General features: G+C 53.4%; 20 protein-coding genes. 15 read left to right on the top strand and 5 right to left on the bottom strand.

Translation table 11 applies throughout. From position 1 onward, the window contains the following. Nucleotides 1-169: 169 nt before the first annotated feature. From D3P09_RS08785 to D3P09_RS08775, 3 genes are all read left to right on the top strand, one after another. Nucleotides 170-1,525 carry an extracellular solute-binding protein gene (locus D3P09_RS08785; RefSeq protein WP_165867360.1) on the top strand — a complete coding sequence of 452 codons (1,356 nt, stop codon included), beginning with the start codon at nt 170-172 and terminating at the stop codon, nt 1,523-1,525. A gap of 106 nt (nt 1,526-1,631) precedes the next feature. Beyond that, nucleotides 1,632-2,516: a carbohydrate ABC transporter permease gene (locus D3P09_RS08780; protein WP_120109047.1), complete on the top strand. Its 885-nt coding sequence runs from the start codon at nt 1,632-1,634 to the stop codon at nt 2,514-2,516. A 17-nt stretch (nt 2,517-2,533) separates the two neighbouring features. After that, nucleotides 2,534-3,352 (top strand): carbohydrate ABC transporter permease, encoded by an 819-nt coding sequence (locus D3P09_RS08775; RefSeq protein ID WP_120109045.1) that lies wholly within the window; start codon nt 2,534-2,536, stop codon nt 3,350-3,352. 3 nt (nt 3,353-3,355) lie between these two features. Here the strand turns inward: D3P09_RS08775 and D3P09_RS08770 are convergent, their stop codons facing one another. After that, nucleotides 3,356-3,538 carry a hypothetical protein gene (locus tag D3P09_RS08770; protein WP_120109043.1) on the bottom strand — a complete coding sequence of 61 codons (183 nt, stop codon included), beginning with the start codon at nt 3,536-3,538 and terminating at the stop codon, nt 3,356-3,358. A 336-nt stretch (nt 3,539-3,874) separates the two neighbouring features. Between D3P09_RS08770 and D3P09_RS08765 the strand changes: the two genes are divergently transcribed. From D3P09_RS08765 to D3P09_RS08735, 7 genes are all read left to right on the top strand, one after another. Beyond that, nucleotides 3,875-4,759 carry an ABC transporter permease gene (locus D3P09_RS08765; RefSeq protein ID WP_243644132.1) on the top strand — a complete coding sequence of 295 codons (885 nt, stop codon included), beginning with the start codon at nt 3,875-3,877 and terminating at the stop codon, nt 4,757-4,759. 37 nt (nt 4,760-4,796) lie between these two features. Next, nucleotides 4,797-5,699 (top strand): carbohydrate ABC transporter permease, encoded by a 903-nt coding sequence (locus D3P09_RS08760; RefSeq protein WP_120109039.1) that lies wholly within the window; start codon nt 4,797-4,799, stop codon nt 5,697-5,699. A gap of 77 nt (nt 5,700-5,776) precedes the next feature. Beyond that, entirely contained in the window at nt 5,777-7,438 is a 1,662-nt protein-coding gene (locus D3P09_RS08755) for an extracellular solute-binding protein (RefSeq protein ID WP_120109037.1), read from the top strand. A 92-nt stretch (nt 7,439-7,530) separates the two neighbouring features. Beyond that, nucleotides 7,531-9,090, top strand: a complete 1,560-nt coding sequence (locus tag D3P09_RS08750) for a response regulator (RefSeq protein WP_120109035.1) — start codon at nt 7,531-7,533, stop codon at nt 9,088-9,090. A 26-nt stretch (nt 9,091-9,116) separates the two neighbouring features. Beyond that, a complete protein-coding gene (locus D3P09_RS08745) occupies nt 9,117-10,877 on the top strand; it encodes a sensor histidine kinase (protein WP_120109033.1) in 1,761 nt (586 codons plus the stop codon). A gap of 59 nt (nt 10,878-10,936) precedes the next feature. After that, nucleotides 10,937-11,398: an MEKHLA domain-containing protein gene (locus D3P09_RS08740; RefSeq protein WP_120109031.1), complete on the top strand. Its 462-nt coding sequence runs from the start codon at nt 10,937-10,939 to the stop codon at nt 11,396-11,398. Between the two features lie 9 nt (nt 11,399-11,407). Next, complete coding sequence (locus D3P09_RS08735) at nt 11,408-12,286, top strand: DUF72 domain-containing protein (protein ID WP_120109029.1); 879 nt, start codon at nt 11,408-11,410, stop codon at nt 12,284-12,286. Nucleotides 12,287-12,791: 505 nt separating this feature from the next. Here D3P09_RS08735 and D3P09_RS08730 read toward each other — a convergent pair. Genes D3P09_RS08730 through D3P09_RS08720 form a run of 3 tightly spaced genes read right to left on the bottom strand, consistent with a single transcriptional unit; the run spans nt 12,792 to nt 15,989 of the window. After that, complete coding sequence (locus tag D3P09_RS08730) at nt 12,792-13,946, bottom strand: DHHW family protein (protein WP_120109027.1); 1,155 nt, start codon at nt 13,944-13,946, stop codon at nt 12,792-12,794. Nucleotides 13,947-13,967: 21 nt separating this feature from the next. Then, on the bottom strand, nt 13,968-15,362 hold the full coding sequence (locus tag D3P09_RS08725; protein ID WP_120109025.1) for an MBOAT family O-acyltransferase: 1,395 nt from the start codon (nt 15,360-15,362) through the stop codon (nt 13,968-13,970). Nucleotides 15,363-15,377: 15 nt separating this feature from the next. Further along, nucleotides 15,378-15,989 (bottom strand): DUF4358 domain-containing protein, encoded by a 612-nt coding sequence (locus tag D3P09_RS08720; RefSeq protein ID WP_243644008.1) that lies wholly within the window; start codon nt 15,987-15,989, stop codon nt 15,378-15,380. Nucleotides 15,990-16,255: 266 nt separating this feature from the next. Here D3P09_RS08720 and thrC point away from each other — a divergent pair, with 266 nt between their 5' ends. Next, nucleotides 16,256-17,656, top strand: coding sequence for a threonine synthase (thrC, locus tag D3P09_RS08715; RefSeq protein WP_120109023.1), 1,401 nt, complete (start codon nt 16,256-16,258; stop codon nt 17,654-17,656). 121 nt (nt 17,657-17,777) lie between these two features. Here the strand turns inward: thrC and D3P09_RS08710 are convergent, their stop codons facing one another. Then, the gene (locus D3P09_RS08710) at nt 17,778-18,650 is read right to left on the bottom strand and encodes an AraC family transcriptional regulator (RefSeq protein ID WP_120109021.1); all 873 of its coding nucleotides are present in this window, start codon (nt 18,648-18,650) and stop codon (nt 17,778-17,780) included. A 154-nt stretch (nt 18,651-18,804) separates the two neighbouring features. On the opposite strand from D3P09_RS08710, the gene D3P09_RS08705 reads away from it, so the two are divergent. From D3P09_RS08705 to D3P09_RS08690, 4 genes are all read left to right on the top strand, one after another. Then, nucleotides 18,805-19,863 carry a Gfo/Idh/MocA family protein gene (locus D3P09_RS08705; protein WP_120109020.1) on the top strand — a complete coding sequence of 353 codons (1,059 nt, stop codon included), beginning with the start codon at nt 18,805-18,807 and terminating at the stop codon, nt 19,861-19,863. After that, nucleotides 19,860-20,717, top strand: a complete 858-nt coding sequence (locus tag D3P09_RS08700; protein WP_120109018.1) for a sugar phosphate isomerase/epimerase family protein — start codon at nt 19,860-19,862, stop codon at nt 20,715-20,717. The genes D3P09_RS08705 and D3P09_RS08700 overlap by 4 nt, the downstream gene beginning before the upstream one ends. 83 nt (nt 20,718-20,800) lie before the next feature. Then, the gene (locus D3P09_RS08695) at nt 20,801-21,691 is read left to right on the top strand and encodes a sugar phosphate isomerase/epimerase family protein (RefSeq protein ID WP_120109016.1); all 891 of its coding nucleotides are present in this window, start codon (nt 20,801-20,803) and stop codon (nt 21,689-21,691) included. 115 nt (nt 21,692-21,806) lie between these two features. Beyond that, nucleotides 21,807-23,528 carry a methyl-accepting chemotaxis protein gene (locus tag D3P09_RS08690; RefSeq protein ID WP_120109014.1) on the top strand — a complete coding sequence of 574 codons (1,722 nt, stop codon included), beginning with the start codon at nt 21,807-21,809 and terminating at the stop codon, nt 23,526-23,528. Nucleotides 23,529-23,556 lie beyond the last annotated feature (28 nt).

The following is a 23,556-nucleotide window of genomic DNA, read 5'->3' as shown; positions in this document are numbered from 1 at the left end:
CAATCAGTATAGCAAGAATTGGGTGAGCGGAGGCATGTTTTCGCTTATGATCCAAAAAATGAAGCAGTTCTTCTAAAATATGAAGCATATTTTTGTCGAAATCTTTCGGGCTATAATGAGTGCAGAACAGGACAACAGCTTGTTCAACAATAGAAAAGGTGGGGTATCCATGAAGAAGTGGCTTACAATCTGTGCGGCTGTCATTCTTGTCTTCACGATGGCGGCATGCGGCAACAAAAATACGAATAACGGGAATAACCCGACGAATTCGCCTTCCAACGCGCCTGAGACGACTCCGTCCGCAGATAACGGGACACCGGAGCAAATTACGCTGAAGTTCTTCTCGGCGCTTGCCGACCGTTCCAACGGCATGGGCAAGATCGAGCAAGCTATTATCGATTCCTACATGCAAGAGAATCCGAATGTAAAGATTGAAGTAGAAGCGCTCCAAGACGAGCCATACAAAGCAAAAGCGAAGGTATATGCGTCCACAGAGTCGCTTCCCGATATCATCCAATCGTGGGGTCAGCCTTCCTTCATCAAACCGCTGATCGACAGCGGAATGCTGCTTGAGCTGAACCCTTCTGACTTCGAATCCAGCGGCTTCATCGCCGGCTCCACAGACGGCTTCTCGCAAGACGGCAAGCTGTACGGCCTGCCGCGCAATACGGACTTCCTGGTTCTCTACTACAATAAAAAACTGTTCGACGACAACGGCATTGCCGTACCGGCAACGGTTGCCGATCTTGTAGAAGTATCCAAGCAATTCCGTGCAAAAGGCATTAACCCGATCACGACCAACGCGATGGAAGGCTGGTCCTTGCCAATCTGGTTCGAATACGCCCAGCAGCGCACTAGCGGCGACTTCAACAAAATCGACGCGGTGCTGAACGGCGAAGGCACGTTCTCCGGCAATGCAGACTTCTTGGCTGCGGCGCAATCCATTCTTGACCTGGCTGATGCCAAAGCATTCGCAGACGGCTTCTTGACTGCAGACTACGGCACTTCCCGCAACCTGTTCGGTCAAGGCCAAGCCGCTATGTACGTCATGGGCAACTGGGAAGCAGGGCTTGCAACGGACGAGAACTTCCCTGCCGAGTTCCGCGATAATGTAGGCGCAATCTCCTACCCGACATCCGACAAAGGCAAAGCGAGCGATCTGGCTGCATGGTTCGGCGGCGGCTACTCCATCTCGAAGAGCACGAAGCATCCGGAAGAAGCCGTTAAATTCATGCAATACTTCTTCAAGCCTGAGAATTGGGCGAAGCAGCTGTGGCAGACAGGTTCCGGCACGCCTGCCCAGAAGTTCGACGAGTTCCTGACTGGCGAAGAGTCCGCTTTGCAAAAAGGTCTGGTAGACGTATTCGGCTCCACGACTTCCGCATCCAACACGCCGTTCCACGACCTGGGCACGGATGAGTACAAAACAAAAGTAATGGAAGCTCACCAGAAGCTGTTCGGCAAGGCGATTTCTCCTGAGGACTTCTTGAAAGAGCTTGACGCTGCGGTTGCATTATTGCCATAACGTACGAAGAAGCAACCGGGAGCAGTGAAAATCCTTTCGCTGCTCCCCTTTTTCAGGCAAAACCAGATTTCAGTAAAGAAAAGCGAAGCCGGGAGGCGGAGAGAACATGCATAAGCTGCTTAGTAATCGAAAAACAATCTTCGTGCTGGTCGCGCCGGGATTATTCCTGTTTTTGTTCATGGTGTGTTTTCCTATTATGATGAGCGCCTATTATGGCATGACGGATTGGCGGGGAATTGGAAATTACCAATTCGTAGGCCTTGATAATTATATGAAGATTCTGTTCAACGACCCCGTATTCTGGCGGTCGCTCATGAATGCGCTGCTGCTGCTCGCGGCGACGCTGCTGCTGCAGCATCCCATCGCGCTGCTATTCTCAATCCTGGTCACGAACGCAGGCAGATTCGAGAAGATATTCCGCACCATTTTCTTCATACCTGCTGTTATATCGATCGTCGTAACGTCCAAGATGTGGGTCAGCGTCTTCCATCCCAACTATGGCGTCCTGAACAAATTTCTGACCGCCGTCGGTCTGGAGAGCCTCAAGCAGGACTGGCTCGGCGATCCCAAGCTTGCCATCTGGTGCGTCATCTTCGTTATTATGTGGCAAGGCTTCGGCTACGCGCTGCTCTTATATTATGCAGGGCTTCAGGGCATTCCGAAGGATCTCTACGAAGCGGCGGAGCTGGATGGCGCAGGGCGGATCAAGCTGTATACGAAGGTCGTTATTCCGCTGCTGACTCCTATGGTTCGCGTTGCTGTCGTCATTGCCGTGACGGCTTGCCTCAAGCAGATGGAGACCATCTTCCTGATGACGAACGGCGGACCGCTCAATACGACGCAATTTATCGGGAACTATCTCTATAAGACGGCATTCACATCTTCCCTGTACGGCTATGGCAATGCGATCTCGGTTATATTCGTCATCGTCTGTCTCATTATTACTGTCATTATGAACCGCGCATTCAAAAAAGACGTAGGCGAGTTTTAAGGAAGGAGACCGTAACCATGGTAAGAAAATTCACTTTGCATACGCTGCTTTGGATCGTTGCGCTGCTTCAGCTGTTTCCGCTGATCTGGCTCATCAACTATTCGTTCCTGAAGAGCGGAGACTTCTTCGGCAGCAGCATTCTGAAGTGGCCGCAGCAGCTCGAATGGTCCAACTATATGAATGCATTCACATACGGGAGCGTGCCGAAGTTCCTATGGAACAGCGCCTTTATTACAACGGCGGCGATCCTTGTGGCAGCCGTCTTGTCTCTGATGCTCAGCTATGCGTTCACGCGCATGGAGTGGAAGCTGCGGGGCGTGACGATGGCGCTCATCATGCTGGGCATGATCGTGCCGATTCATGCGACGCTGCTACCGAATTTTATTTTGTTCAACTGGATGGATCTGCTCGACAATCCTTTGTCGCTGATCTTGCCTTATATCGCGTTCTCTTTGCCGATCAGCATGCTCATTATTTCGGGCTTCCTGGAGACCATTCCGAAGAGCATCGAGGAGTCTGCGGTAATGGATGGCTGTTCCGTCTACGGCGTTATATTCCGCATTATATTGCCGATGACGAAGCCTGCTTTGGCAACGGCCTGCATCATGAACTTCATCAGCTGGTGGAATGAATTCATTATGGCCAATACGTTCCTCACCTCGGAGAAGTTCAAGACGCTGCCGTTCTCCATCATGAAATTTGCGGGGCAATATTCATCCAACTACGGCGCTCAGTTCGCCGTTATGACGATGATCGCTTTGCCTACCGTCATCATCTACCTGATGTTCACAGAGCAGATGTCGCGCGGCATTACGGCAGGCGCTGTGAAGGGCTGATTGCTACTTGGCGAGCAATATAAGCGTGCCTGCGAAGATCCATGCCAGTATGGCAAAGAGGATCGCAGTTAGAAATTTCTGCCCGTCGTATTTGTCCTTGAACAGCATATCCAGAAAGAGATAGCTGAACAGAAATGCGATGATCGGGGTGCCGAATAGTGCAGACATAAATATAACGGCTTCCATAATGAACCCTTCCCTCTATATGAAAATAATGGCTAGACCTAATCGTATCTGGAAATAAACCAATCTGTCTATATGCATTCCAATATTGATATGGCATTGAATTGTTATCCGACAATTTAATGCCATTTTTTATCCCCGATTGAGTCAGAATAAGAGCGTTGATTTTCGATACTTTTCGTTGAAACCGGGAGTAGTTTCCCACCCTAGCATCCTTTTACAATGAAGGTAACTTAGCTGGCGGGAGGACAAAGCAAGATGCAAAGAGAAACGATAGCAACAGCGGCGGCCGAGGCTGCTTTCTCCCATAAGGAGAAGCCATTATGGAAGCGCTTCATTATGCAGTGGCAAGTGCATGTGATGATATTCCCGGCGTTAATTTTCATTCTCATATTCAACTATTTTCCGATGTACGGCGTGCTCATGGCATTCCAGGACTACAACCTGTTCGGCGGTTTCTTCGGAAGCAAGTGGGCGGGGCTGAAGCACTTCGAGGCCTTCTTCAACTCTCCGGATTTCTTCCGGGTTATGCGCAATACGATCGTGATCAGCATGCTGAAGCTGCTGATCGGCTTCCCGGCCCCGATCTTGCTTGCGCTTATGCTTAATGAGGTCCGCAATATGGTGTTCAAGCGCGTCATTCAGACGATCAGCTACTTGCCTCATTTCCTGTCATGGGTTATCGTATCCGGCTTTGTCATTTCGCTGCTGTCTGTGGACAACGGAAGCTTGAATATCCTGCTGGGCAAGCTGGGGCTGATAGACAAGCCGGTCAACTTCCTCTCCTTGCCGGAATACTTCTGGGCCATCATCGTTACGACGAATGTGTGGAAGGAAGTCGGCTTTGCAACGATCGTCTATCTGGCCGCTATTGCCGGCGTCGACCAAAGCATGTATGAGGCGGCCTCGATCGATGGCGCCAGCAAGCTGAAGCAAATCTTCCTGATTACGCTCCCGTCCATCATGCCTGTCATTATCATCTTCCTCATTCTGAATATCGGCAGCCTGCTGAACGCGGGATTCGATGACCTGCTCCTGCTCGGGAACAGCGCGATGCTCAGGGATGTTGCGGATGTCATTGACACCTATGCGTACCGGGTAGGCATTATCAACAACCGCTTCTCTTATGCGGCGGCGGTCGGATTGTTCAAGGCCGTTATTAGCGTAGGGCTTCTGACGCTAGCCAATTTTGCAGCCAGAAGGGCAGGCACGAGCTTATGGTAAAGCAGGCAACATATACGGGGGAAAGCGGTGAGACAGCATGAGGCTTAGCGCAGGGGACAAAACGCTTCATATCGTGATTTATACCTTTCTGGTCATACTCGGTTTCCTGACGCTGTATCCGTTCTGGAACTCGGCGGTCATCTCCTTCAATCTGGGGCTGGACACAGCCAAGGGAGGCATTACGTTCTGGCCGAGGCAATTCACGCTCGACAACTACGCGATTGTTTTTCAGGACTCGCGGATATTGCAGGCCTTCTATGTATCGGTCTTAAGGACGCTGGCAGGCACCTTCCTGTCCATCCTGTTCACCTCGCTGTTCGCATACGGCATGTCGATCAAAGACGTCGTGTTCAAAAAGTTCTATATGGTGTTCGCCGTCATCACTATGTACTTCAGCGGCGGGCTCATTCCCTTCTACCTCGTCAACCGCGAGCTGGGGCTGATGAACACCTTCTGGGTGATGGTGATTCCTACGGTGATCAGCGTATACAACATGATCATCTTCCGAACCTTCTTCATGGGTTTGCCGAACGGGCTTGAGGAATCGGCCCGGATAGACGGCTGCAGCACCTTCGGCGTCTATTTCCGAATCGTATTGCCGCTCTCGGGGCCGGTTATCGCTACGCTTTCGCTGTTCACGGCTGTGTATCATTGGAACGACTGGTTTACGGCTACGATCTTTATCAACAAGACAGATCTGTTCCCGATTCAGACGATGCTCCAGCAGATTCTGAACTCCAATATTATGACGGAGCAGCTGTCGATGGCGACCAAAGGCAATGCCGCGGCGGCGGATGCCATGAGCCGCATGCAGAGCGTCACGACCAAGTCGCTGACTATGGCGACGATGATGGTCGCTACGCTGCCGATTATTCTGGTATATCCGTTCGTGCAGCGTTTCTTCGTCAAAGGCGTGCTGATCGGTTCGTTGAAAGAGTAGCATGGGAGCGTTATTCGACTTTGCCGCCAGGCGGAGATGAATATAGATTGAAAATCATTAGGGGAGGCTTAGGCAGGATGAAGAAATCAAAGAAACTGCTGTCCGGTGTATTCACGCTGGCGCTGGCAGGAGCGTTAGCCCTATCCGGCTGCGCGGGCAAAGGCTCGCCGGCGGCGACGCCGGGAGCGAATACGGGCGGAGACAAAGGGAATCAGCCGACAGATCAGCAAAGCGAAGGATTTCAATTCGGCGAGACACCGTTCACATTCACGTATTATGTCAATTATGACTGGTGGACCACTGAGCCGTGGGGCGCAAGCCCGAACAGCAAGTGGGTGCAGGACAATCTCCATGTAACGGTAGAGCCAATCCAGTCCGGCGGCGCCGCGGCACAGAAGCTGAGCACGATGATTGCATCCAAGGAATTGCCTGACGCCATGATGATGGACCGCGGCCCCGATGTGGAGCGGCTTCGCCAAGCAGGCGCGCTAGTGCCGCTTGACGACTTTATCGACAAGTATCCGAATTTGAAGAAATGGGCTGGCGAAGAGACGCTGAACATGCTGAGATCGCCGGACGGCAAAATTTATCAGTTCCCGAACTGGTATACGGCTGCGCCGACTGGCAACGACGGCTGGTTCGTGAACAAGAAGATCTATGAGGAGCTTGGCAGACCGAAGCTGGAGACATTCGACGATCTGCATGCCTATTTGAAAACAGTACAGGAGACGCATCCTGATGTGATCCCCCTGGAAGTGGGCCGAGAAGGCCAAGGTGTTGAGGTTATGTTCGCAGGGTTCGCGAATGACCACCCAAGCCAGTTCAGTTATATGAAAGCCTTTACACAAGGCGACAATCTGGTCACTATCTACGATAACGAAGCGTACAAGGAAACGATGACGTTCGCAAGCCAGCTGTTCCGTGAAGGTCTCATTACGCAAGACGCGCTAACGCAGAAGGAAGATCAAGTGAAGGAGAAGCTGGCAACCGGCAGAGTAGCGGTGTTTGTCGGCGGCAATGCAACGAACCTGGGACGAGAAGGCCACAATGCGCTGAGAAGCTCCGACCCGACTGCAGGCTATGAATTTATCTGGCCGCTCGCGAAGCCCGGCGTAGACAAGAACAAAATCTATCCGAACGGCTACAACGCCCTCGGCTGGAACGTCAACGTCATTACGACGAATGCGGACAATCCGGAAGCGATCTTCGCTTATCTGGACTGGATGACAGGCGAAGAGGGACAGCGCATTATGTTCTTCGGGCCTCCGGGATCGTACTGGGATGAAGTGGACGGAGAAGGCGCGCCGATTCCGAACGACAAGTGGTTCTCCACGCCGCAGGAAGAGAAAGACAAGGAGAAGCTGGAAGCTTACGTATGGGCCGGCAATGCGACGTATGTCGATACGACCAAGTCCAAGATCGAAGCGAATCTGCCGGAGGAGCAGCGCAATTGGGGCGCGGTTGCCCAGCTGAACGTCGCTTGGAAAACGTCGCATAACAATACGCAATTCAACAATATCGACCCGGCTCAGGACACGGATGAAGGGATTATCCTGCAGCAGGTCAACGATATTGCCAAGGAATACTTCGGCAAGATGCTGTTTGCCAAGAGCGACAGCGAAGTGCAAAGCCTGATCGAATCCGCGAAGAAAGAGACGAACAGCCTTGGCTACGACAAGGTTCTCGACTTCAGAACGAAGGTATGGCAGGAGAATCTGGCCAAGATGAGCGGCAAATAAGACGGATCGGCCCATAGCAAGAGGATATACGGCGACGTATATCCTCTTCTTGGGCTTTTCTGCCCCATATCAGACCGAGAGGCGGGAAGTGCATGTACAGAGTCGTGCTGGTAGATGATGAGGAGCTGGAGCTGACCGGCATTCAGAAGCTGGTGCCATGGAAGGAGCTCCATATGGAGGTTAAAGCAGCCTGTCCGGACGGTTTCTCCGCTCTGAACTACTTGGAGGAGAACGAAGCCGATATTCTGGTATCGGATATCCGGATGCCGATCATGTCCGGCCTGGAGCTGGCAAGCAAGGCCCAGCGGCTTCATCCCAATCTGAAGATCTTGTTCATCAGCGGATACGAGGACTTCCAGTATGCCAAGCAAGCCTTGTCGATGAAGGCGAGCGGCTATGTGCTCAAGCCGATTAATGACGATGAGCTGTTCGGCGCGCTGCAATCAGTCCGCTCCGACCTGGACGGCGCGAACCGGCAGCAGCAGCGCGAGCAGTCCATTCAGCAATCGATGGTGTATTTGAAGAATGAGCTGCTCGAGCGATGCCTGGAAGGGACGCCGGACCGGGACGCGGTCATTGAGCTCATGGCCCAGTTCCGTCTCGGCGTCCAGGTAGGCCGTCTGCGAGCGGCTATTATCGAGATTGACGACAGGGACTGGCGCACAGAAAGCCAGTATTCGGAGGAGGCTCATGCCGAGCTGCTGAGCGCGCTCACCTCGCTATGCTCAAGGTATGGCATGGAGATGTTCTGCCGCTTGTCCCCGCGGCGGCTTGCGGTTGTACTGGAGGAGGCCCATACGGAGGCAACTCTCGAGCGGATGATGGAGGAGCTGTCGGCCGGCCATCACGCGACGCTCACGATCGGGCTCGGACAGGCCGTAAATGAGCTGGAGCGTCTTCATCTATCTTATGAAGAGGCGGGCAAGGCGCTCGCGATGAAGATGTTCCAGGGGAAAGGGAAAATCATTGCGTATTCGGCTACGAAGGAAGAAGCGCAGGCGAGCGCGCTGAATATCGAAGCGACGGTTGATGCTTTATTGGCGGCGATGACACAATATGAGCTGGTCCGTATCGTCGATTGCATGGAGGAGCTGTTCCAGCAGGTCAAAAATATTAAAAACCCGTCGGCCGTGCACAACTACTCCCTGTTTGTCATCAGCCGGCTTGACGCCTATTTGAACAGCTTGAATGAAAGCTTGCTCTCCATGACGGGCCAGAACGGCTTTGCGCTCGACAAGCTGTTCGACTTCGAGACGATCGACGATATCCACTCCTGGCTGAGACGCAAAATCTTCGAGCTGTCCGAGCAGCTTCATAACAAGCGGCAGCGGAAAAACGTCAAGCTGATCGGCCAGATCCAAAGCTTCATCGACCAGCGGCTGGGGGAGAGCATCTCGCTTAAGGAGGTAGCGCAGGCGTTTTCGTTTTCTCCGAATTATCTGGGGCATTTGTTCAAGGAAGAGACGGGCGAGCTGTTCAGCGATTATCTGATGCGAAAACGCATGGAGCTGGCTAAGGGGCTGCTTGCCGATACAGGCCTTAAGGTGTATGAAGTGGCGGACCGGGTAGGCTCCGGCACGCTGGCCCACTTCGGCAAGCAATTCAAGGATTACACCGGCATGACGCCAGGCGAATACCGCAAGCATCTCTAACATCCATGCATTAGGAGGCATATGCCGTGAAGAAGAAGCCGATGCTGCCGTTCGGATATAAGCTGATGGCCGCTTACTTGCTGATGGCTCTGATCCCGGTCATGATTATCGGGTATTACGCTTATACGACTTCGGTGAAGTCGATCAGGGAGCAGGCCGCCTCCTCCATAGAGGGCACGCTTCAGCAGACGAAGGAAAACGTGCTGTACCGGTTCCAATTGCTCAGCCGCACATCGGATCAAATCTATTGGGACTATGCGCTGCAAGAGGATTTGAGATTAAGGAACAACGGCTGGGCCATCTACAATACAACAATCAAGTCGATCGAACCGAAGCTGCAGAACGCGGTCAATCTGACGCCGCATCAGGCGCTGCTTCGATTCTATATCAGCAATGAGCAGTTTCCGGAAATGTACGCGCTCCATATGCCGGGCGCCGACCCGCTGCAGCGCATGGAGACGTTCGAGCTGCTTCATCTAAGCAGAATAGTAGACAAATACTGGTATAAGACGCTTCCAAGCGTCGACGAGGGAGAAATCGACAAATCCCAATATTGGCTGCAGGTAGAGGAGGACAGAATCGTTGGTAATCTATCGTTGATGAGGCGCGTGTACGATTATCAAAATCGCAAGCAGATCGGCTTTATTCGGGTCGTAACTAAAATCAACCAGCTGCTGAGCGGCGTCCATTATGAGAAGCTTGGCGAGAATAGCGCTGTCGTCGTGCTGGACGAGTGGAACGAGGTCATCTATGCTTCCGCGCCCAATAAGCAAGACTATCCCTTGCTGAAAAAGTGGAATCCGGACTGGGAGAAGGGCAAGCTGTCCATTCGCCAGCAGCTTCCCGAGATTGACTGGACGCTGGTCGCGCTTGTCCCGGATGAGCAGCTGGAGAAGCAGATCGGCAAGGTGAAGCTGATGACGATTCTGATCTGCATCGGCAGCTTTATTATGCTGGCGGCAATCAGCCTGGTCGTATCGAAGTTTCTCACCGTGCGCATAACGAAAATCATTCAATCGCTTAACGCTTTCCGGGAAGGGCGGTTCAATAAGCGGATTCAATATAGCGGCAATGATGAATTCTATTATATTGCCGAGGCGTTCAATGAGATGGGCGGTTATATCAATACGCTTATTAAGGAAGTTTATGTGGTGCAGATGGAGAAGAAGGGAGCGGAGCTGAAGGCGCTTCAGGCGCAGATTAATCCGCATTTTCTATACAATACGCTGTCCTCAATCAGCAGACTGGGCAAGCTGGGCGAGATCGGCAAGCTGGATCAGATGGTCATGGGCCTTGCGAAGTTTTACCGCCTGACGCTTAACAATGGCAAATTTATTATCCCGGCGCAGCTCGAGCTCGAGCAGGCTCAAGCCTATATTGCCATCCAGCAGATCAAATATGGCAGCCGATTGGACGTCATGTTCGACATTAGCGCCGAGGTGTACGGATACCGGACCGTGAAGCTTATCTTGCAGCCCTTTATCGAAAATGTGCTGGAGCATGCCCTGTATCAGCCACGCATCCATATCAAGGTATGCGCTTATGTAGAGCAGGGACGGCGGCTCATCTTCCTGGTCGTCGATGACGGCATCGGGATGAAGCCGGAGAAGGTGGGCAGCATTTGGTCCAATGACGATACCCGGATCGGCTATGGCATCCGCAACGTAGACGACCGGATCAAGCTGCATTACGGACCGCAATATGGCGTTACGATTGGAAGCATATACGGCGGCGGAACAGCGGTCCGCATCTCCGTACCGCTCAGCAGGCAAGACGAGACGGCTTGAAATAAGACTGTCCTTCCTTCATGATGAAAGTAAGATACAGGGAAATGGAGGAAGGAGCAATGGATGAAATTAGAGGGTCGGGCACGCGGGAAGAGCATGCGCGGTTGATGCTGGACAGCTACCGCTGCATGATAGGGAAGGAACTGCTTGAGCTGAATCCGGGGGAGGATGCGGCACAAGCTGTCGAACAATCTTCCATCGTCATCCTGTCCCATGATACGGAGGCCGATCCCGTGTTGAACTATGGGAATTGCATGGCCCTGCAATTATGGGAGATGGATTGGAAGACGTTTACCAGCACGCCATCCCGCCTGACAGCCGAGCCGCTGGAGCGGGAGGAGCGGGCGCGGTTCATGAGCCGGGTAACGGCTGATGGTTATGTAGATGAATATACCGGTGTCCGGATATCCAGTACGGGCAAGCGATTCTATATAGTGAATGCTACTGTTTGGAATTTGGTTGATGGAGACGGTACATATAGGGGACAAGCTGCCGCATTCTCCGATTACCGGCGATTGTAGGAGGCAGCGATGAGCATACAGATTGGACTTGCAGGCTGGGGAGATCATGACTCACTGTACCCGGAAGGCACGAAGCAGGGCGAGAAGCTGAATGTATACGGGAGCCACTTTCCGGTTGTGGAGGTGGACAGCACCTTTTACGCCATACAGCCGCAGGAGCGCTTCGCCGCATGGGTGAACGGAACGCCGGACACCTTGCGGTTCGTCGTTAAGGCTTACCAGAGCATGACGGGCCATCAGCGCGGACCCGCGGCTGCCAAGGATGATCCGGACGCCATGGCCGAGGCATTCCGCCGGATGCTGGAGCCAGCACTGCACAGCGGGCGGCTGACGGCGGCGTTATTCCAATACCCTCCCTGGTTCGATTGCGTCAGCTCCAACGTCAGGCAGCTGCGGGAGATGAAGCGGCGGATGGAAGGTTTCCCATGCGCGCTGGAGTTCCGTCACCAAAGCTGGTTCGAGCCGGGCATGAAGGAGCGCACGCTTGAGTTCATGCGGGAGGAAGGCTGGATTCACAGCATCTGCGATGAGCCGCAGGCAGGCATCGGCAGCATCCCCACTATATTGGAAGCAACGGACAAGGATACATCCATCGTCCGCTTCCACGGCCGCAACGCGGCCAACTGGAACAACGGCGGCGGCCCCAACTGGCGTGAGGTCCGTTACTTATACAACTATTCCGACGCGGAGCTGTCGGAATGGCGGGACAAGCTGGAGAGCTTGCTGGAGCAGAGCCGCGACATTGCGGTCATCTTCAACAACAACTCCGGCGGGCATGCCGCAGGCAACGCCAAGACCATGATGACCATGCTGGGACAGAATAGACCGGACGGAAGGGAGCCCTTCTACACCCCTCCGCCCGGTCCCGAGCAGTTGGAATTGTTTTGAGGTGATGTTGGCTCTTAAATGCCCTTGCTGCACAAGAGGAAGCGGAGAGCGGGAATGTTCTGGAGAAACGAAAGTGTTCGCCTTTGTAGACGGATTCTTACCCTGTAAGGGTTAAGGAGATTAGAAGAATCCGTCTACAACAGCGATCGGAAGAACAATCCCGCGCGCAGCGGCTAGTCGGTCAGCAGCTAAATGGCTGTCAGTTTTCGCGAGACAAAAAAAGACCGAACGGAAGGGAGCCGTATGGCTTCCCTCCGCTCGATCCCGAGCAGTTAGAAATGTTTGAAGGTTAGTATGGTCTAGTCTCTTAAATTTCATTGCTGCAAAGGAAGAAGCGGAGTGCGGGAATGTTCTGGAGAAACGAAAGTGTTCGCCTTTGTAGACGGAATCTTACCCTGTAAGGGTTAAGGAGATCGGAAGAATCCGTCTACAACAGCGATCGGAAGAACAATCCCGCGCGCAGCGCCCCTTTCGAAGCTATAGCAATCGTTTATTTGCCCTCATGCTAGTATTTCAGCTTCAGCAAACCTCTTTCTCCTACAAAGGTAGACGTATTGAACAGCAACAGCGCATCGTCGATACCGTTCTGCTCCATATAGTCGCCGATATTGCCATTGTAGAACCGGATATCGATCATATGGATTTCCTTCACATGGTTCGCCAGAAACGGCAGCATGCTGTGCGCATACGAGTCTTTCACGATAAGCAGCTTATCCAGGTCGGCCTGCTCCGGCGGGAGATCGGTTTTTACGGTTACTAGGGCATGCACGCCGCCCTGGAAGTAGCCGTATTTGTCTTTCTTCGCCAGGTAGCTCTCATCGTACAAGCCCTCCTTGGTCGTGTCCGTGTCGGCAATGTACATCTCCGAATGCACCTTGTTTTTCGGCTCATACACCTCAATAGAGTCGGGCTTCGCCGAGCCGTATTGGCTTCTCGTATGATAGGTGCCAAGGAACGAATCCGTCACCGTGCGGATATTGAATTCATCTTCCGACATAGCCGTCCAACCCATCTCCTCAGCATAGGCCAGGTATGCAAGATAAGCGCCATAGGTCGTCCAATGATGATCCGTTTTGTAGAAGATATCGCGGCTATCCTCCGAGTTGGCGGCTGGCTTCAAGAAATCAAATCCATTCAGGAACGACACATCCTTCCCGATCCGGTCCGCAATAAAGTCATGTACAATCAACTGCGGATAGGCGGCGGCTTTCCAAGGCAAACGCTCCGGGTACACGCCCACCGAGTTCGGCGACAGCAGCAGCTTCACGCCTGCATCGGGATGATTGAGAGCGAACTGCTTAATTGCGTCCGCATATTTGCCAAGCTCCTCGAAATCCGGCTCCCCGAACTTTTCGAACAAATAACCGTCTTCTCCAAAATATACGCCGTTGTTCTCCTTCTGAAGCCGGAGCTGCTCCATGTAGGACTTGGCCTTAACCCAGTCGGAGCGAAGCGGGAAGTGGTCGGTGACGAACAGCTCCGTGTCATCGGCGAACTGCTTCGACCAGAGCCGTTCCCAGCTCAGCTTCGGCGCCTCCTGCAAGTTGCGGTTCTCCGTCTCGGAGAACACCGATTTCGGCAGTAGGAAAAATAAGGCGGACATGATGCCAAGCAGCGATACAAATCCCCAGGTATAGACCCGGTCTGCGATTTTCTTCATAAGCAGCGAACTCCCTCTCGGTTAGAACCGGAAATACAGAAACGGGTTAAAGGTGGCGTCTACCAAGTAAGCGACAGATGCCAGGAACAATAGGCCATGCCAGAGGAGCGCGAGGGCAGGATGGAGAATCGTCTCGCCTGCCCGAATGCCCCGCGGTCTCCGCATCGATGCGATGATGAGCAGCAGAATTAATATTGCATTCGTGTAAAGCAAATAGATCGTTTGCTGATCCCAGAGCGGATTGCCGCTTGCTCCGAACATAGAGCTGAAGAATGAAGTCATGTCAGCCAGCTTGTCGAAGGCGAAAAAGACCCAGCCGATCAAGATAAGCAGCAGCGCGTAACAGTGGCGTATCCACCGGGGCAGCTTAGCCAGCAGCTCAAGAGCAAACCATTTCTCGACCATCAGCACTATGCCAAAATACAAGCCCCAGAACAGGAAGTTCCAGCTGGCTCCATGCCAGATGCCGGTCAGCGCCCATACGATCAGGATATTCCGAAGCTGGATGGACAAGCCGCGCCTATTGCCGCCGAGCGGAATATAGACGTATTCCCGGAACCAGGTGCCGAGCGAGATATGCCATCTCCGCCAGAAGTCGGTAATGCTTTGCGCCGTATACGGCTTGTTGAAGTTCTCGTTAAAGCGGAAGCCGAACATGAGCCCAAGTCCGATCGCCATATCGGAATAACCGCTGAAATCGAAGTAGATCTGGAACGCAAAGGCGATAATGCCGAGCCAAGCCGTAAGTACAGGCATCGTATTCAGATGGCCGGCGGATATCTCGCTCCACAGCATGCCGATATTGTTCGCCAGCAGTACTTTCTTCGCAAGGCCGATGGTGAATCTGCGCACACCCTCCGCGAACATCTCATTGTTCACGAATCGCTCGCGCAGCTGTTCCGCAATCGTGTTGTAGCGGACGATCGGTCCGGCTACCAGCTGCGGGAACAGGGCGACGAAGGTGGCGAAGTCCAGCCAATTGCGCTGCGCCTTAGAGGTGCGGCGATAGACGTCAATAATATAGGACATGGACTGGAACGTATAAAACGAGATGCCGATCGGAAGCGGCAGATCTGTCGGCGGTATGCTTGTGCCGAGCAGCGCATTCACATTTTCGATCAGGAAATCCGCATATTTGAAAAATCCGAGAACGCCCAGATTGACAATGACGGACGCAATCAGAATCCACTTTCTTGCCGCTGCGCTTCTCTTCTCCCCGTCCAGCAGCAAGCCGAACACATAGTCCGTGCATGTTGAGAACAGCATGAGCGCAATGTAGATCGGCTCACCCCAAGCGTAGAAGATCAGGCTTGCGGCGAGCAGGATGACATTGCGGATTCGCTTGGGAGAGAGATGATAGATAAGCAGTACAGCCGGCAGAAAGATAAACAGGAACAACAGGCTGCTGAATACCATCGCTTTAGTCCGAGATTACTTAACTAAGGCATCGAATTCGGATACGATAGCGTCAGCGGATTCTGAAATGACGAACAGCACGTAGTTGCCTTTTTTCACAACTTGAAAGTTTTTGGCATTCTCGTATTGATCCGGCAGGTACGTTTCGAATTGCTTCTGCACGTCAGCGGCGCGCTTCTTGACCGCTTCCTCAACCGCCGCCACATCTTTGGCATCCTTCACCTTGAGCACCGCCACCTCATTCGTCTTTACGTTCATAAGCGGCGTCATAATGGCGTAGTCCTGCAGAATCGACGGGTCCAGGTGATACTGGTCCTTCACCATATCGCCTTCAAGCGGCATTTGAGCTGGCTGCTCCACTTTGTTCAAGATTGCATCTACGATGCCTTTGGCCGAATCCGCTTCTGCGCTGCCCGCGCCAGCGTCTTCTCCTTCTTCTTTGCCCTTGTTGGCATCGTCTCCCGGATCGGTCTCTCCGCCGGAATTGGAGCCGGCATTGCTGCCGTTTTGCGACGTATTGGAGCCGTTGCCGGCATTGACGTTTTTATCCGTATTGTTTCCGCTGCATGCTGTCAGTGCAACTCCCATAGCTACGATCATCAACAATTGAAGCACTCTTTTTTTCATGATTATCCATCTCCTTGGTGTGTATCTTGTGTGTTTGTGAATTCTCATTGGTACAAACGACAGGCACCGTGATAATGTTGCACTCACGCTTCCGCTGGGAATAACTGCTGAACTTCAATTCCGCTTAAGCAAGGCCCCTGGAAGGGTCCGGCAAAAAAAATGGCCCAAATGAAAATAGGTATTCGATTTTCAGAGCAAACGATGATAAAATGCATAAAAGAGCTATTCCACGCGTTAAAGCGGCGGCATGTAGGAGGAAGGACAAAATGGAATACATCAGTACAAGAGGCAAGGTAGGCAAAATCGGATTCATTGATGCTTTTATGATGGGGCTTGCTGATGACGGCGGCTTGCTGGTGCCAAGCGAAATCCCGCAGATTTCGGCGGAGACGCTGAAGGCATGGCAGGAGCTGAGCTATCAGGAGCTTGTCTTGGAGATTTTCTCGTACTATACGAACAACGAAATTCCGGAAGCGGACCTGAAGGCGATGGTAGAGGCGAGCTACTCTACGTTTCGCGATCCTGAAGTAACGCCGGTGCGCCGCCTTCATGACGGCTTGTACCTGCTGGAGCTGTTCCATGGTCCGACCTTCGCGTTCAAAGATATCGCCCTGCAATTCATGGGCCAGTTCTATTCCTATGTAGCGGCGAAGCAAGGCAAGAAGATTCATATTCTGGGCGCGACCTCCGGCGATACCGGCGCTTCGGCAATTCAAGGGGTGCGCGGCAAAGAAGGCATCAAGATCTGCATCCTGCATCCGAACGGCAAAGTAAGCAAGGTGCAGGAGCTTCAGATGACGACGGTTCAGGACGACAATGTGCTTAACCTGTCGGTGGAAGGCAACTTCGACGATTGCCAGCGCATGATCAAGGACCTGTTCGCCGATCTGGACTATAAGTCGGCTAACCATCTTGCGGCAATCAACTCCATCAACTTTGTGCGGATCATGGCGCAGACGGTCTATTACTTCTATGCGTACTTCCAAGTGGCGAAGGCGCAAGGAGGCGACATCGGCAAGGTGAATTTCAGCGTTCCGACAGGCAACTTCGGCGATATCTTCGCCGGCTACCTTGCGAAGCGCATGGGCCTTCCGGTCGGCAAGCTGATTCTGGCGACGAACGAAAACAATATTTTGGAGCGCTTCATTCAAGAAGGCGTGTATATGCCTGGCGATTTCCGTGTCACATACAGCCCGTCCATGGATATTCAAGTGGCGAGCAACTTCGAGCGTTACTTGTATTATGTGCTCGGCGAGGATCCGGAGCAGATCGACCGCCTGATGGCACAGTTCAAGGCAGAGGGCGAAATCTCGATCTCCAAGGAAGCACTGCGCAAAGTGCAGTCCGAATTTGCGGCGCATGGCGTAGTCGGCCAGGAGTGTCTAGACACAATCGCCGATTACAAGACCAAATACGATTATTTGCTTGATCCGCATTCCGCTTGCGGCGTTGCAGCTGTACGCGAGTGCGCGGAGGAAGGCGAGATCAGCATCTCGCTTGCAACGGCTCACCCTGCGAAGTTCGACGAAGCGATCCGTCTATGCGGAATCGAGCAGTCGTTCCCGCAAGAGATTGCTTCGCTTTTTGATAAGCCGCAGAAGCAAATTCAGGTGGATGGCAAGCTGGAGCAAATCGTGGAGCAATTGGAGAAATTCTATAACGCATAATCGCAAAAACGCAATGAAGAGCCGCCGACCGACTGGTCGGCGGCTCTTTATGCTGCCGGCCTGATTGTTGATTTGGGCGGCAGCCAAAAACCTCCCTTGCAACGTGCAAGAGAGACTGCGCTTAAGCGTCGCGTATTTTGGACGGAGACACTTTCTTATGTTTTTTGAAAGTTCGGCTGAAATAGTAGATATCGTTAAAGCCGGAAGCCGCGGCCACCTCAGATACGGTAAGAGGCGTATTGCGCAGCAGATAATCCGCCTTGTCGAGCCGCGCTGATGTGACGTATTCCGTAACGGTGCGCCCGGTAAGCTCCTTGAACAGCCGACTGAAGTGGTAGCGGCTTAATCCTGCGATGCCGGACAATTCCTCTACCGTCAGCTCCTCCCGGTAATGCTCGGCGATGAAGCGGAAGACGGGCTCGAAGCGCTCTACATTTTTCATCCGCTCGGCATATTCATCCTTCGTCAGCACGGTGGTGACATGTCCCCGCAGCAGCAGCGCCAATAGGCGGTACAGCTCGGACTTGATGGCCAGCTCGTAGCCGAACTCACGGTTCTCCAGTTCGCGGATGAGATTATGCATGCAGGCGATGGTGGCTTGGTCTCCTCGAATATGATTGCGCAGCAGCAGCTGGTTCTGGGAGATAGGGGCGATGAATTTGGTTTCCGCCGCGTCGACGGAGCCGCTCTGGAGCAGAGATATATCGGCAATGAGAACGTAATAGACCAGGTTCGGCGCTAGATTGAAGCCGTAGTGAAGCTCGTTGCTGTTCACGACAATCAAGTCGCCAGGCTTCGCGTGAATCGTCGTCGAGCCGCATTCGATTAAGGCCTCGCCCGACTCGAAGTAAAGGAATTCCAGATGCTTGTGCCAATGATGTTCGAACAGCACCATTCCTCCCTGGCTGTAGCGGGAGCGATGCACTTTAATTGGAAAATGCGGATTAGGCATGCTCATCTGCTCTCGCAGCGATTCGTTTTTATTGAGCTTCATAGGCGGTGATCCCCTCCAAATAGCACATTTGTACAAACAAACCGCACGCCTTTACATGGCCTTCGGACCTGTATTCATTATAATACGAAAGTATATACCTTACAAAGGTTGCAGCATCGTGTTCGCTATTATTCTACTAAAGGAGAGATGGGTCATGTCTACTGTCCAAATCGGAGTCATCGGTACCGGTTCAATCTCGTCACTGCATCTTGATGCGTATAAAAACAACAAGGAAGCGAATATTTACGCCGTATGCGATCTGAATGAGGAACGCGCGCGGGCAGCAGCGGAGAAGTACGGCGCAGAGAAAGTATATACGGATTACAGAGAGCTGCTGGCTGATCCTGTCGTTCAAGCTGTAAGCATCTGTACTTGGAACAATACGCACGCGGAGATCAGCATCGCAGCAGTGGAAGCGGGCAAGCATGTGCTGGTGGAGAAGCCGCTTTGCCGCACCGTTGAGGAAGCGCTTAACGTGCAGCGCGCGGTAGAGGCGTCCGGCAAGATTCTGCAGGTAGGCTTTGTCCGCCGCTATGACACAAATGCACAACTCTTGAAATCGCTTGCGAACGAAGGCGAGTTCGGCGAAATCTATTACGCCAAAGCTACGGCAATCCGCCGGCTTGGCAATCCAGGCGGATGGTTCGCGGATATCGAGCGTTCCGGCGGCGGTCCGCTGATTGACATAGGCGTACACGTGATCGACCTGTGCTGGTACATGATGGGCCGTCCGAAGCCGGTATCCGTCAGCGCCAACACATACCGCAAGCTGGGCAACCGCTCCAATGTAGAGCATTTGTCCTTCTACCAAGCGGCAGATTATGACGCATCCAAAAACACGATCGAAGATATGGCGAACGCCATGATCCGCTTTGAGAACGGCGCATCCCTGCTGGTCGATGCAAGCTTCACGCTGCACGCCAAGAAGGATGAGATGTTCGTGCGCCTGTACGGCGATAAGGGCGGCATGGAGATTGATCCAGAGACAGTTATTGTGACAGAGAAGAATAATACGATCGTGAACATATTGCCGCAGACGGATCACGCGGGCTTCCACTTCGTAAGCGCGTTCCAAAACGAAATCGACCATTTCATCGGAAATGTTCAAAACGGCACGAAGCCGATCAGCCCGGTAGAGGACGGCGTAGAGATCATGAAGATTCTATGCGGCATCTACGAGTCCGCGGCTAGCGGCCAAGAGGTGAAGCTATGAAACTAGGGATCAGCACATACAGCTTGTATAAAGCGTTCGCAGCAGGAGAGCTGAGCCTGACCGGCATGATCGAGCATATAGCAAGCATCGGAGCAGAGCATGCGGAGATTGTGCCGCTGGGCTTCTCCTTGGTTGACAACCCGGAGCTGATTGACGATATCCGTAATGCTGCGAAGCAGAATGGCATCGAGCTGTCCAATTATGCGATCGGAGCGAACTTCTACGGGCTTGAAGGCGAAGCCTATGAGAAGGAGATTGAGCGCGTGAAGCGCGAGGTAGACGTCTGCGCTGCGCTCGGCATCAAGCTGATGCGCCATGACGTGGCTTCTTCCCAGGATTTGTCGATTGGCAACTTCCTGTCCCAATTGCCGCGACTGGCAGACGCCTGCCGCGAGATTGCGGATTATGCGAAGCCGCTCGGCATTACGACAAGCGTAGAGAATCACGGCTTCTTCATTCAGCATAGCGACCGCGTACAAGCGCTTGTTCAGGCGGTTGGTCGCGATAATTACCGGACAACACTCGATGTCGGCAATTTCTTGTGCGCGGATGAGGATTCGGCGACGGCGGTCGCCAATAATGTGAAGCTTGCTTCCATGGTGCATGTGAAGGACTTCTATGTTCGTCCTTCCTACCGTTATCCTGGAGAGGGCTGGTTCAAGTCTTCCGCTGGCAATTGGCTGCGCGGCGCAATCGTCGGCCAAGGGGACATCGATATGCCGCATGTACTGCGCATCGTGAAGGAAAGCGGCTATGACGGCTACATCTCGATCGAATTCGAAGGCATGGAAGATTGCTTTGAGGGCACGAAGAGAGGCTTCAACTATGTGAAGAAGCTTTGGGCTGAGCTTTAAGAGAGCGGAGCTTCCATTCGCAGAACGATCGGAAGCTTGGAGTTGGAATGGGCTTAAATCAATATAGATGAGGAGTTGATTGTGTGACGGCGCCAATTATTACGAATAAAATCGGTGTTATCGTAGACAGCTTTCATGTCGGCGTGAAGGAAGGTCTTGTGAAGGCAAGCAAGGTCGGCGCGGACGGCGTGCAGATCTACGCGGTGAAAGGCGAGATGGACCCGGCGAATCTGTCCCCGGCGGCAAGGAAAGAATGGAAGTCCTATATCGAATCGCTAGGCCTCGAGATTTCGGCTCTTGTAGGCGATTTGGGCGGCCATGGCTTCCAGGACCCTGCGCAAAACCGTGAGAAGATCGAGAAGTCCAAGCGCATCATGGAGCTTGGCCTGGAGCTCGGCACCAACATTGTTACGACGCATATCGGCATCGTGCCGGCAGACCGCAACAGCCGCGTATATGAGACGATGCATGTGGCATGCGAGGAGCTTAGCCGTTTCGCAAGCGACAACAACGCTTTCTTCGCAATCGAGACAGGTCCGGAAACCTCCGCTCATCTGAAGGCGTTCCTGGACGGTCTCGGCACAAAGGGCGTATCCGTCAACTTCGATCCGGCGAACATGGTTATGGTGACGGGAGACGATCCGGTGGAAGGCGTCTATAATCTGAAGGATTATATCGTGCATACGCATGCGAAGGACGGCATTAAGCTCGGCCATATCGACCCGCGCGATGTCTATGGAGATTACGGCTACGAGGTTGAGCTTGATCACGAGAAGATCGCCCAGATGGCGGAGACGGGCTCGGCCTTCCGCGAAGTGCCGCTTGGCGAAGGCGGCGTCGACTGGAACGGATACTTGAAGGCGCTGAACGATATCGACTACAAAGGTTATCTGACGATTGAACGCGAGGTTGGCACCAATCCGGAGGCGGATATCCAGCTGGCTGTTGATTTCTTGAAGAAATTCAGAGGGTAATAACGCAGGGAGCGCCTTATGGGCGCTCCTTTATTATTTGCTGTAGCGCGAAACAGCTCGAATCCTGTAAGATAGTGTCATGTGATTTTTTCCATTTTCGGGAAGGGGTATTGGCTTGAATCGATTGTTGACCAGAATGGTATTGTTTTTCTCGTGCTTGATTATTGCGGCGGTTGCGGTGCTTGGCATTACGATCTACCGCTCGTCGATGAGCCTGGTGGAGAATTCGCTTGGCGCGCAGGCGCAGACCGTAGCGGAAAGCGCAGCTTCGCTGATTGATAAAGAGAGATATGCGGAGCTGTCAGTGGAAGCGGGAGAGACGCCCTATTATCAGGAGCTTCGGGCACAGATGAATGCGCTTCGGGAAACCAATGGACTGAAATATTTGTATACGCTTGCACGAGGCGAAGAGAACGGCGAGGCTTATTATTACTATATGGTGGACGGAGCGCCCGAGGATGTGGCGGAGGATGACTTCTCCCCTATAGGCACGCGTGAGGAGAACGGCTACGAGGGCATGATTCAGGCTTTCGCCGAGAGCAGGTCTGTCGTAGGCGAGCTGACGAATGACGATGAATACGGAGCTACAATTACCGCTTATGTGCCGTTGACCGATAGCGCTGGCAAGCTGCTGGGCATTATGGGAGCGGACTTTGATGCCACGAATGTGTATGCGCTGATGTCCCAGAATACGAAAACAACGTTATGGGTGGCGCTGGCCATCGTAATAGCGGGGATCGCGCTTGTCGTGGCGCTGGCGAGCTATCTGACCAAGCCGCTTAATCAATTGACGAATCAGGTAGCGAAGGTGCGGGAAGGCGATATGACGGTAGACATTGCGATTCGCCGCAAGGACGAGATCGGGAATCTGGCGCATACGTTCCAGCAGCTCGTATCCAATACGAGATCTGTCATCCGCAGCATGCGAGACAAATCGGAGCGGCTGCTCTCCGCTTCGGAGGATGTGTCGCAGCACGCCCGCTCAACAACGGAGGCGAGCCGTCATATTGCCGAGAGCATTCAAGAGGCATCCGGCGGAGCTCACATCCAGGTGAACCGCGCGGCTGACATGACGAGGGCCGTCGAGGGGATGACCCGCAGCATGCTGCGCATTACGGAGTCGGCCTCGATTGTATCGGATGTGGCGCAAGAGACGAAGGAGCATTCGGACAGGGGCCATGCGCTGATCCGGCAGACGATGGCGGAGATGGAGGCGATTGGCGAAGCGGCAGAAGCGATGCTGGCTGCGACGAAGGAACTGGAGAGCCAATCGGATGAGATAGGCGAGATTACGACGATGATGTCCGATATAGCCGACCAGACGAATCTGCTTGCGCTCAATGCGGCGATCGAAGCGGCGCATGCAGGAGAGAACGGGCGGGGCTTCGCCGTCGTGGCGGAGCAGGTGCGCAAGCTCGCTGCCCAGTCCCAGGCCTTTGCTGTGCAAATCGCGGAGCTGATCTCCAAGACGCAGGAGCAGACCGCCCGCCTCACCGCAGGGATGGCAGGCAACGCGGATAAGGTTCATGCCGGCTTGGCTAGCGTGCGGGAGGCAGGCCAGACATTCAGCTCGATCGTGAAGGGCTTGGGCGAGGTTCACGCGCAGCTGCTGGAGGTATCCTCTGCGTCGCAGGAAGTATCGGCGGAGTCAGAGGAGGTAGCGGCTTCCGTGGAGGAGATGGAGCAGATTTCGCGGCAAGCGGCGCAGCACTTCGAGGGCATTGCAAGCAGCTCCAATACCCAGATCGTATCGATGGACGAGGTGTCGGCCTCCGCGGAATCGCTCAGGCGGATGTCCGATGAGCTGACTTCGCTCAACAAGCGGTTTATTGTATAAGAGCGATCATAGAAGGGATGCGGCGGCC

The organism is Paenibacillus pinisoli, from assembly GCF_003605435.1.
Taxonomy (GTDB): Bacteria; Bacillota; Bacilli; order Paenibacillales; family Paenibacillaceae; genus Pristimantibacillus; species Pristimantibacillus pinisoli.
The sequence above is the reverse complement of the archived record's forward strand: the minus strand, read 5'-3'. Positions and strand labels throughout refer to the sequence as shown.

Excerpts from the sequence above, each read along its gene's own strand:
- thrC (WP_120109023.1), top strand. The coding sequence starts at position 16,256 with ATGGAATACATCAGTACAAGAGGCAAGGTAGGCAAAATCGGATTCATT.
- D3P09_RS08765 (WP_243644132.1), top strand. The coding sequence starts at position 3,875 with ATGCAGTGGCAAGTGCATGTGATGATATTCCCGGCGTTAATTTTCATT.
- D3P09_RS08700 (WP_120109018.1), top strand. The coding sequence starts at position 19,860 with ATGAAACTAGGGATCAGCACATACAGCTTGTATAAAGCGTTCGCAGCA.
- D3P09_RS08730 (WP_120109027.1), bottom strand. The coding sequence starts at position 13,946 with ATGAAGAAAATCGCAGACCGGGTCTATACCTGGGGATTTGTATCGCTG.
- D3P09_RS08740 (WP_120109031.1), top strand. The coding sequence starts at position 10,937 with ATGGATGAAATTAGAGGGTCGGGCACGCGGGAAGAGCATGCGCGGTTG.
- D3P09_RS08710 (WP_120109021.1), bottom strand. The coding sequence starts at position 18,650 with ATGAAGCTCAATAAAAACGAATCGCTGCGAGAGCAGATGAGCATGCCT.
- D3P09_RS08760 (WP_120109039.1), top strand. The coding sequence starts at position 4,797 with ATGAGGCTTAGCGCAGGGGACAAAACGCTTCATATCGTGATTTATACC.
- D3P09_RS08720 (WP_243644008.1), bottom strand. The coding sequence starts at position 15,989 with ATGAAAAAAAGAGTGCTTCAATTGTTGATGATCGTAGCTATGGGAGTT.
- D3P09_RS08785 (WP_165867360.1), top strand. The coding sequence starts at position 170 with ATGAAGAAGTGGCTTACAATCTGTGCGGCTGTCATTCTTGTCTTCACG.
- D3P09_RS08705 (WP_120109020.1), top strand. The coding sequence starts at position 18,805 with ATGTCTACTGTCCAAATCGGAGTCATCGGTACCGGTTCAATCTCGTCA.
- D3P09_RS08780 (WP_120109047.1), top strand. The coding sequence starts at position 1,632 with ATGCATAAGCTGCTTAGTAATCGAAAAACAATCTTCGTGCTGGTCGCG.
- D3P09_RS08750 (WP_120109035.1), top strand. The coding sequence starts at position 7,531 with ATGTACAGAGTCGTGCTGGTAGATGATGAGGAGCTGGAGCTGACCGGC.
- D3P09_RS08755 (WP_120109037.1), top strand. The coding sequence starts at position 5,777 with ATGAAGAAATCAAAGAAACTGCTGTCCGGTGTATTCACGCTGGCGCTG.
- D3P09_RS08725 (WP_120109025.1), bottom strand. The coding sequence starts at position 15,362 with ATGGTATTCAGCAGCCTGTTGTTCCTGTTTATCTTTCTGCCGGCTGTA.
- D3P09_RS08770 (WP_120109043.1), bottom strand. The coding sequence starts at position 3,538 with ATGGAAGCCGTTATATTTATGTCTGCACTATTCGGCACCCCGATCATC.
- D3P09_RS08775 (WP_120109045.1), top strand. The coding sequence starts at position 2,534 with ATGGTAAGAAAATTCACTTTGCATACGCTGCTTTGGATCGTTGCGCTG.
- D3P09_RS08735 (WP_120109029.1), top strand. The coding sequence starts at position 11,408 with ATGAGCATACAGATTGGACTTGCAGGCTGGGGAGATCATGACTCACTG.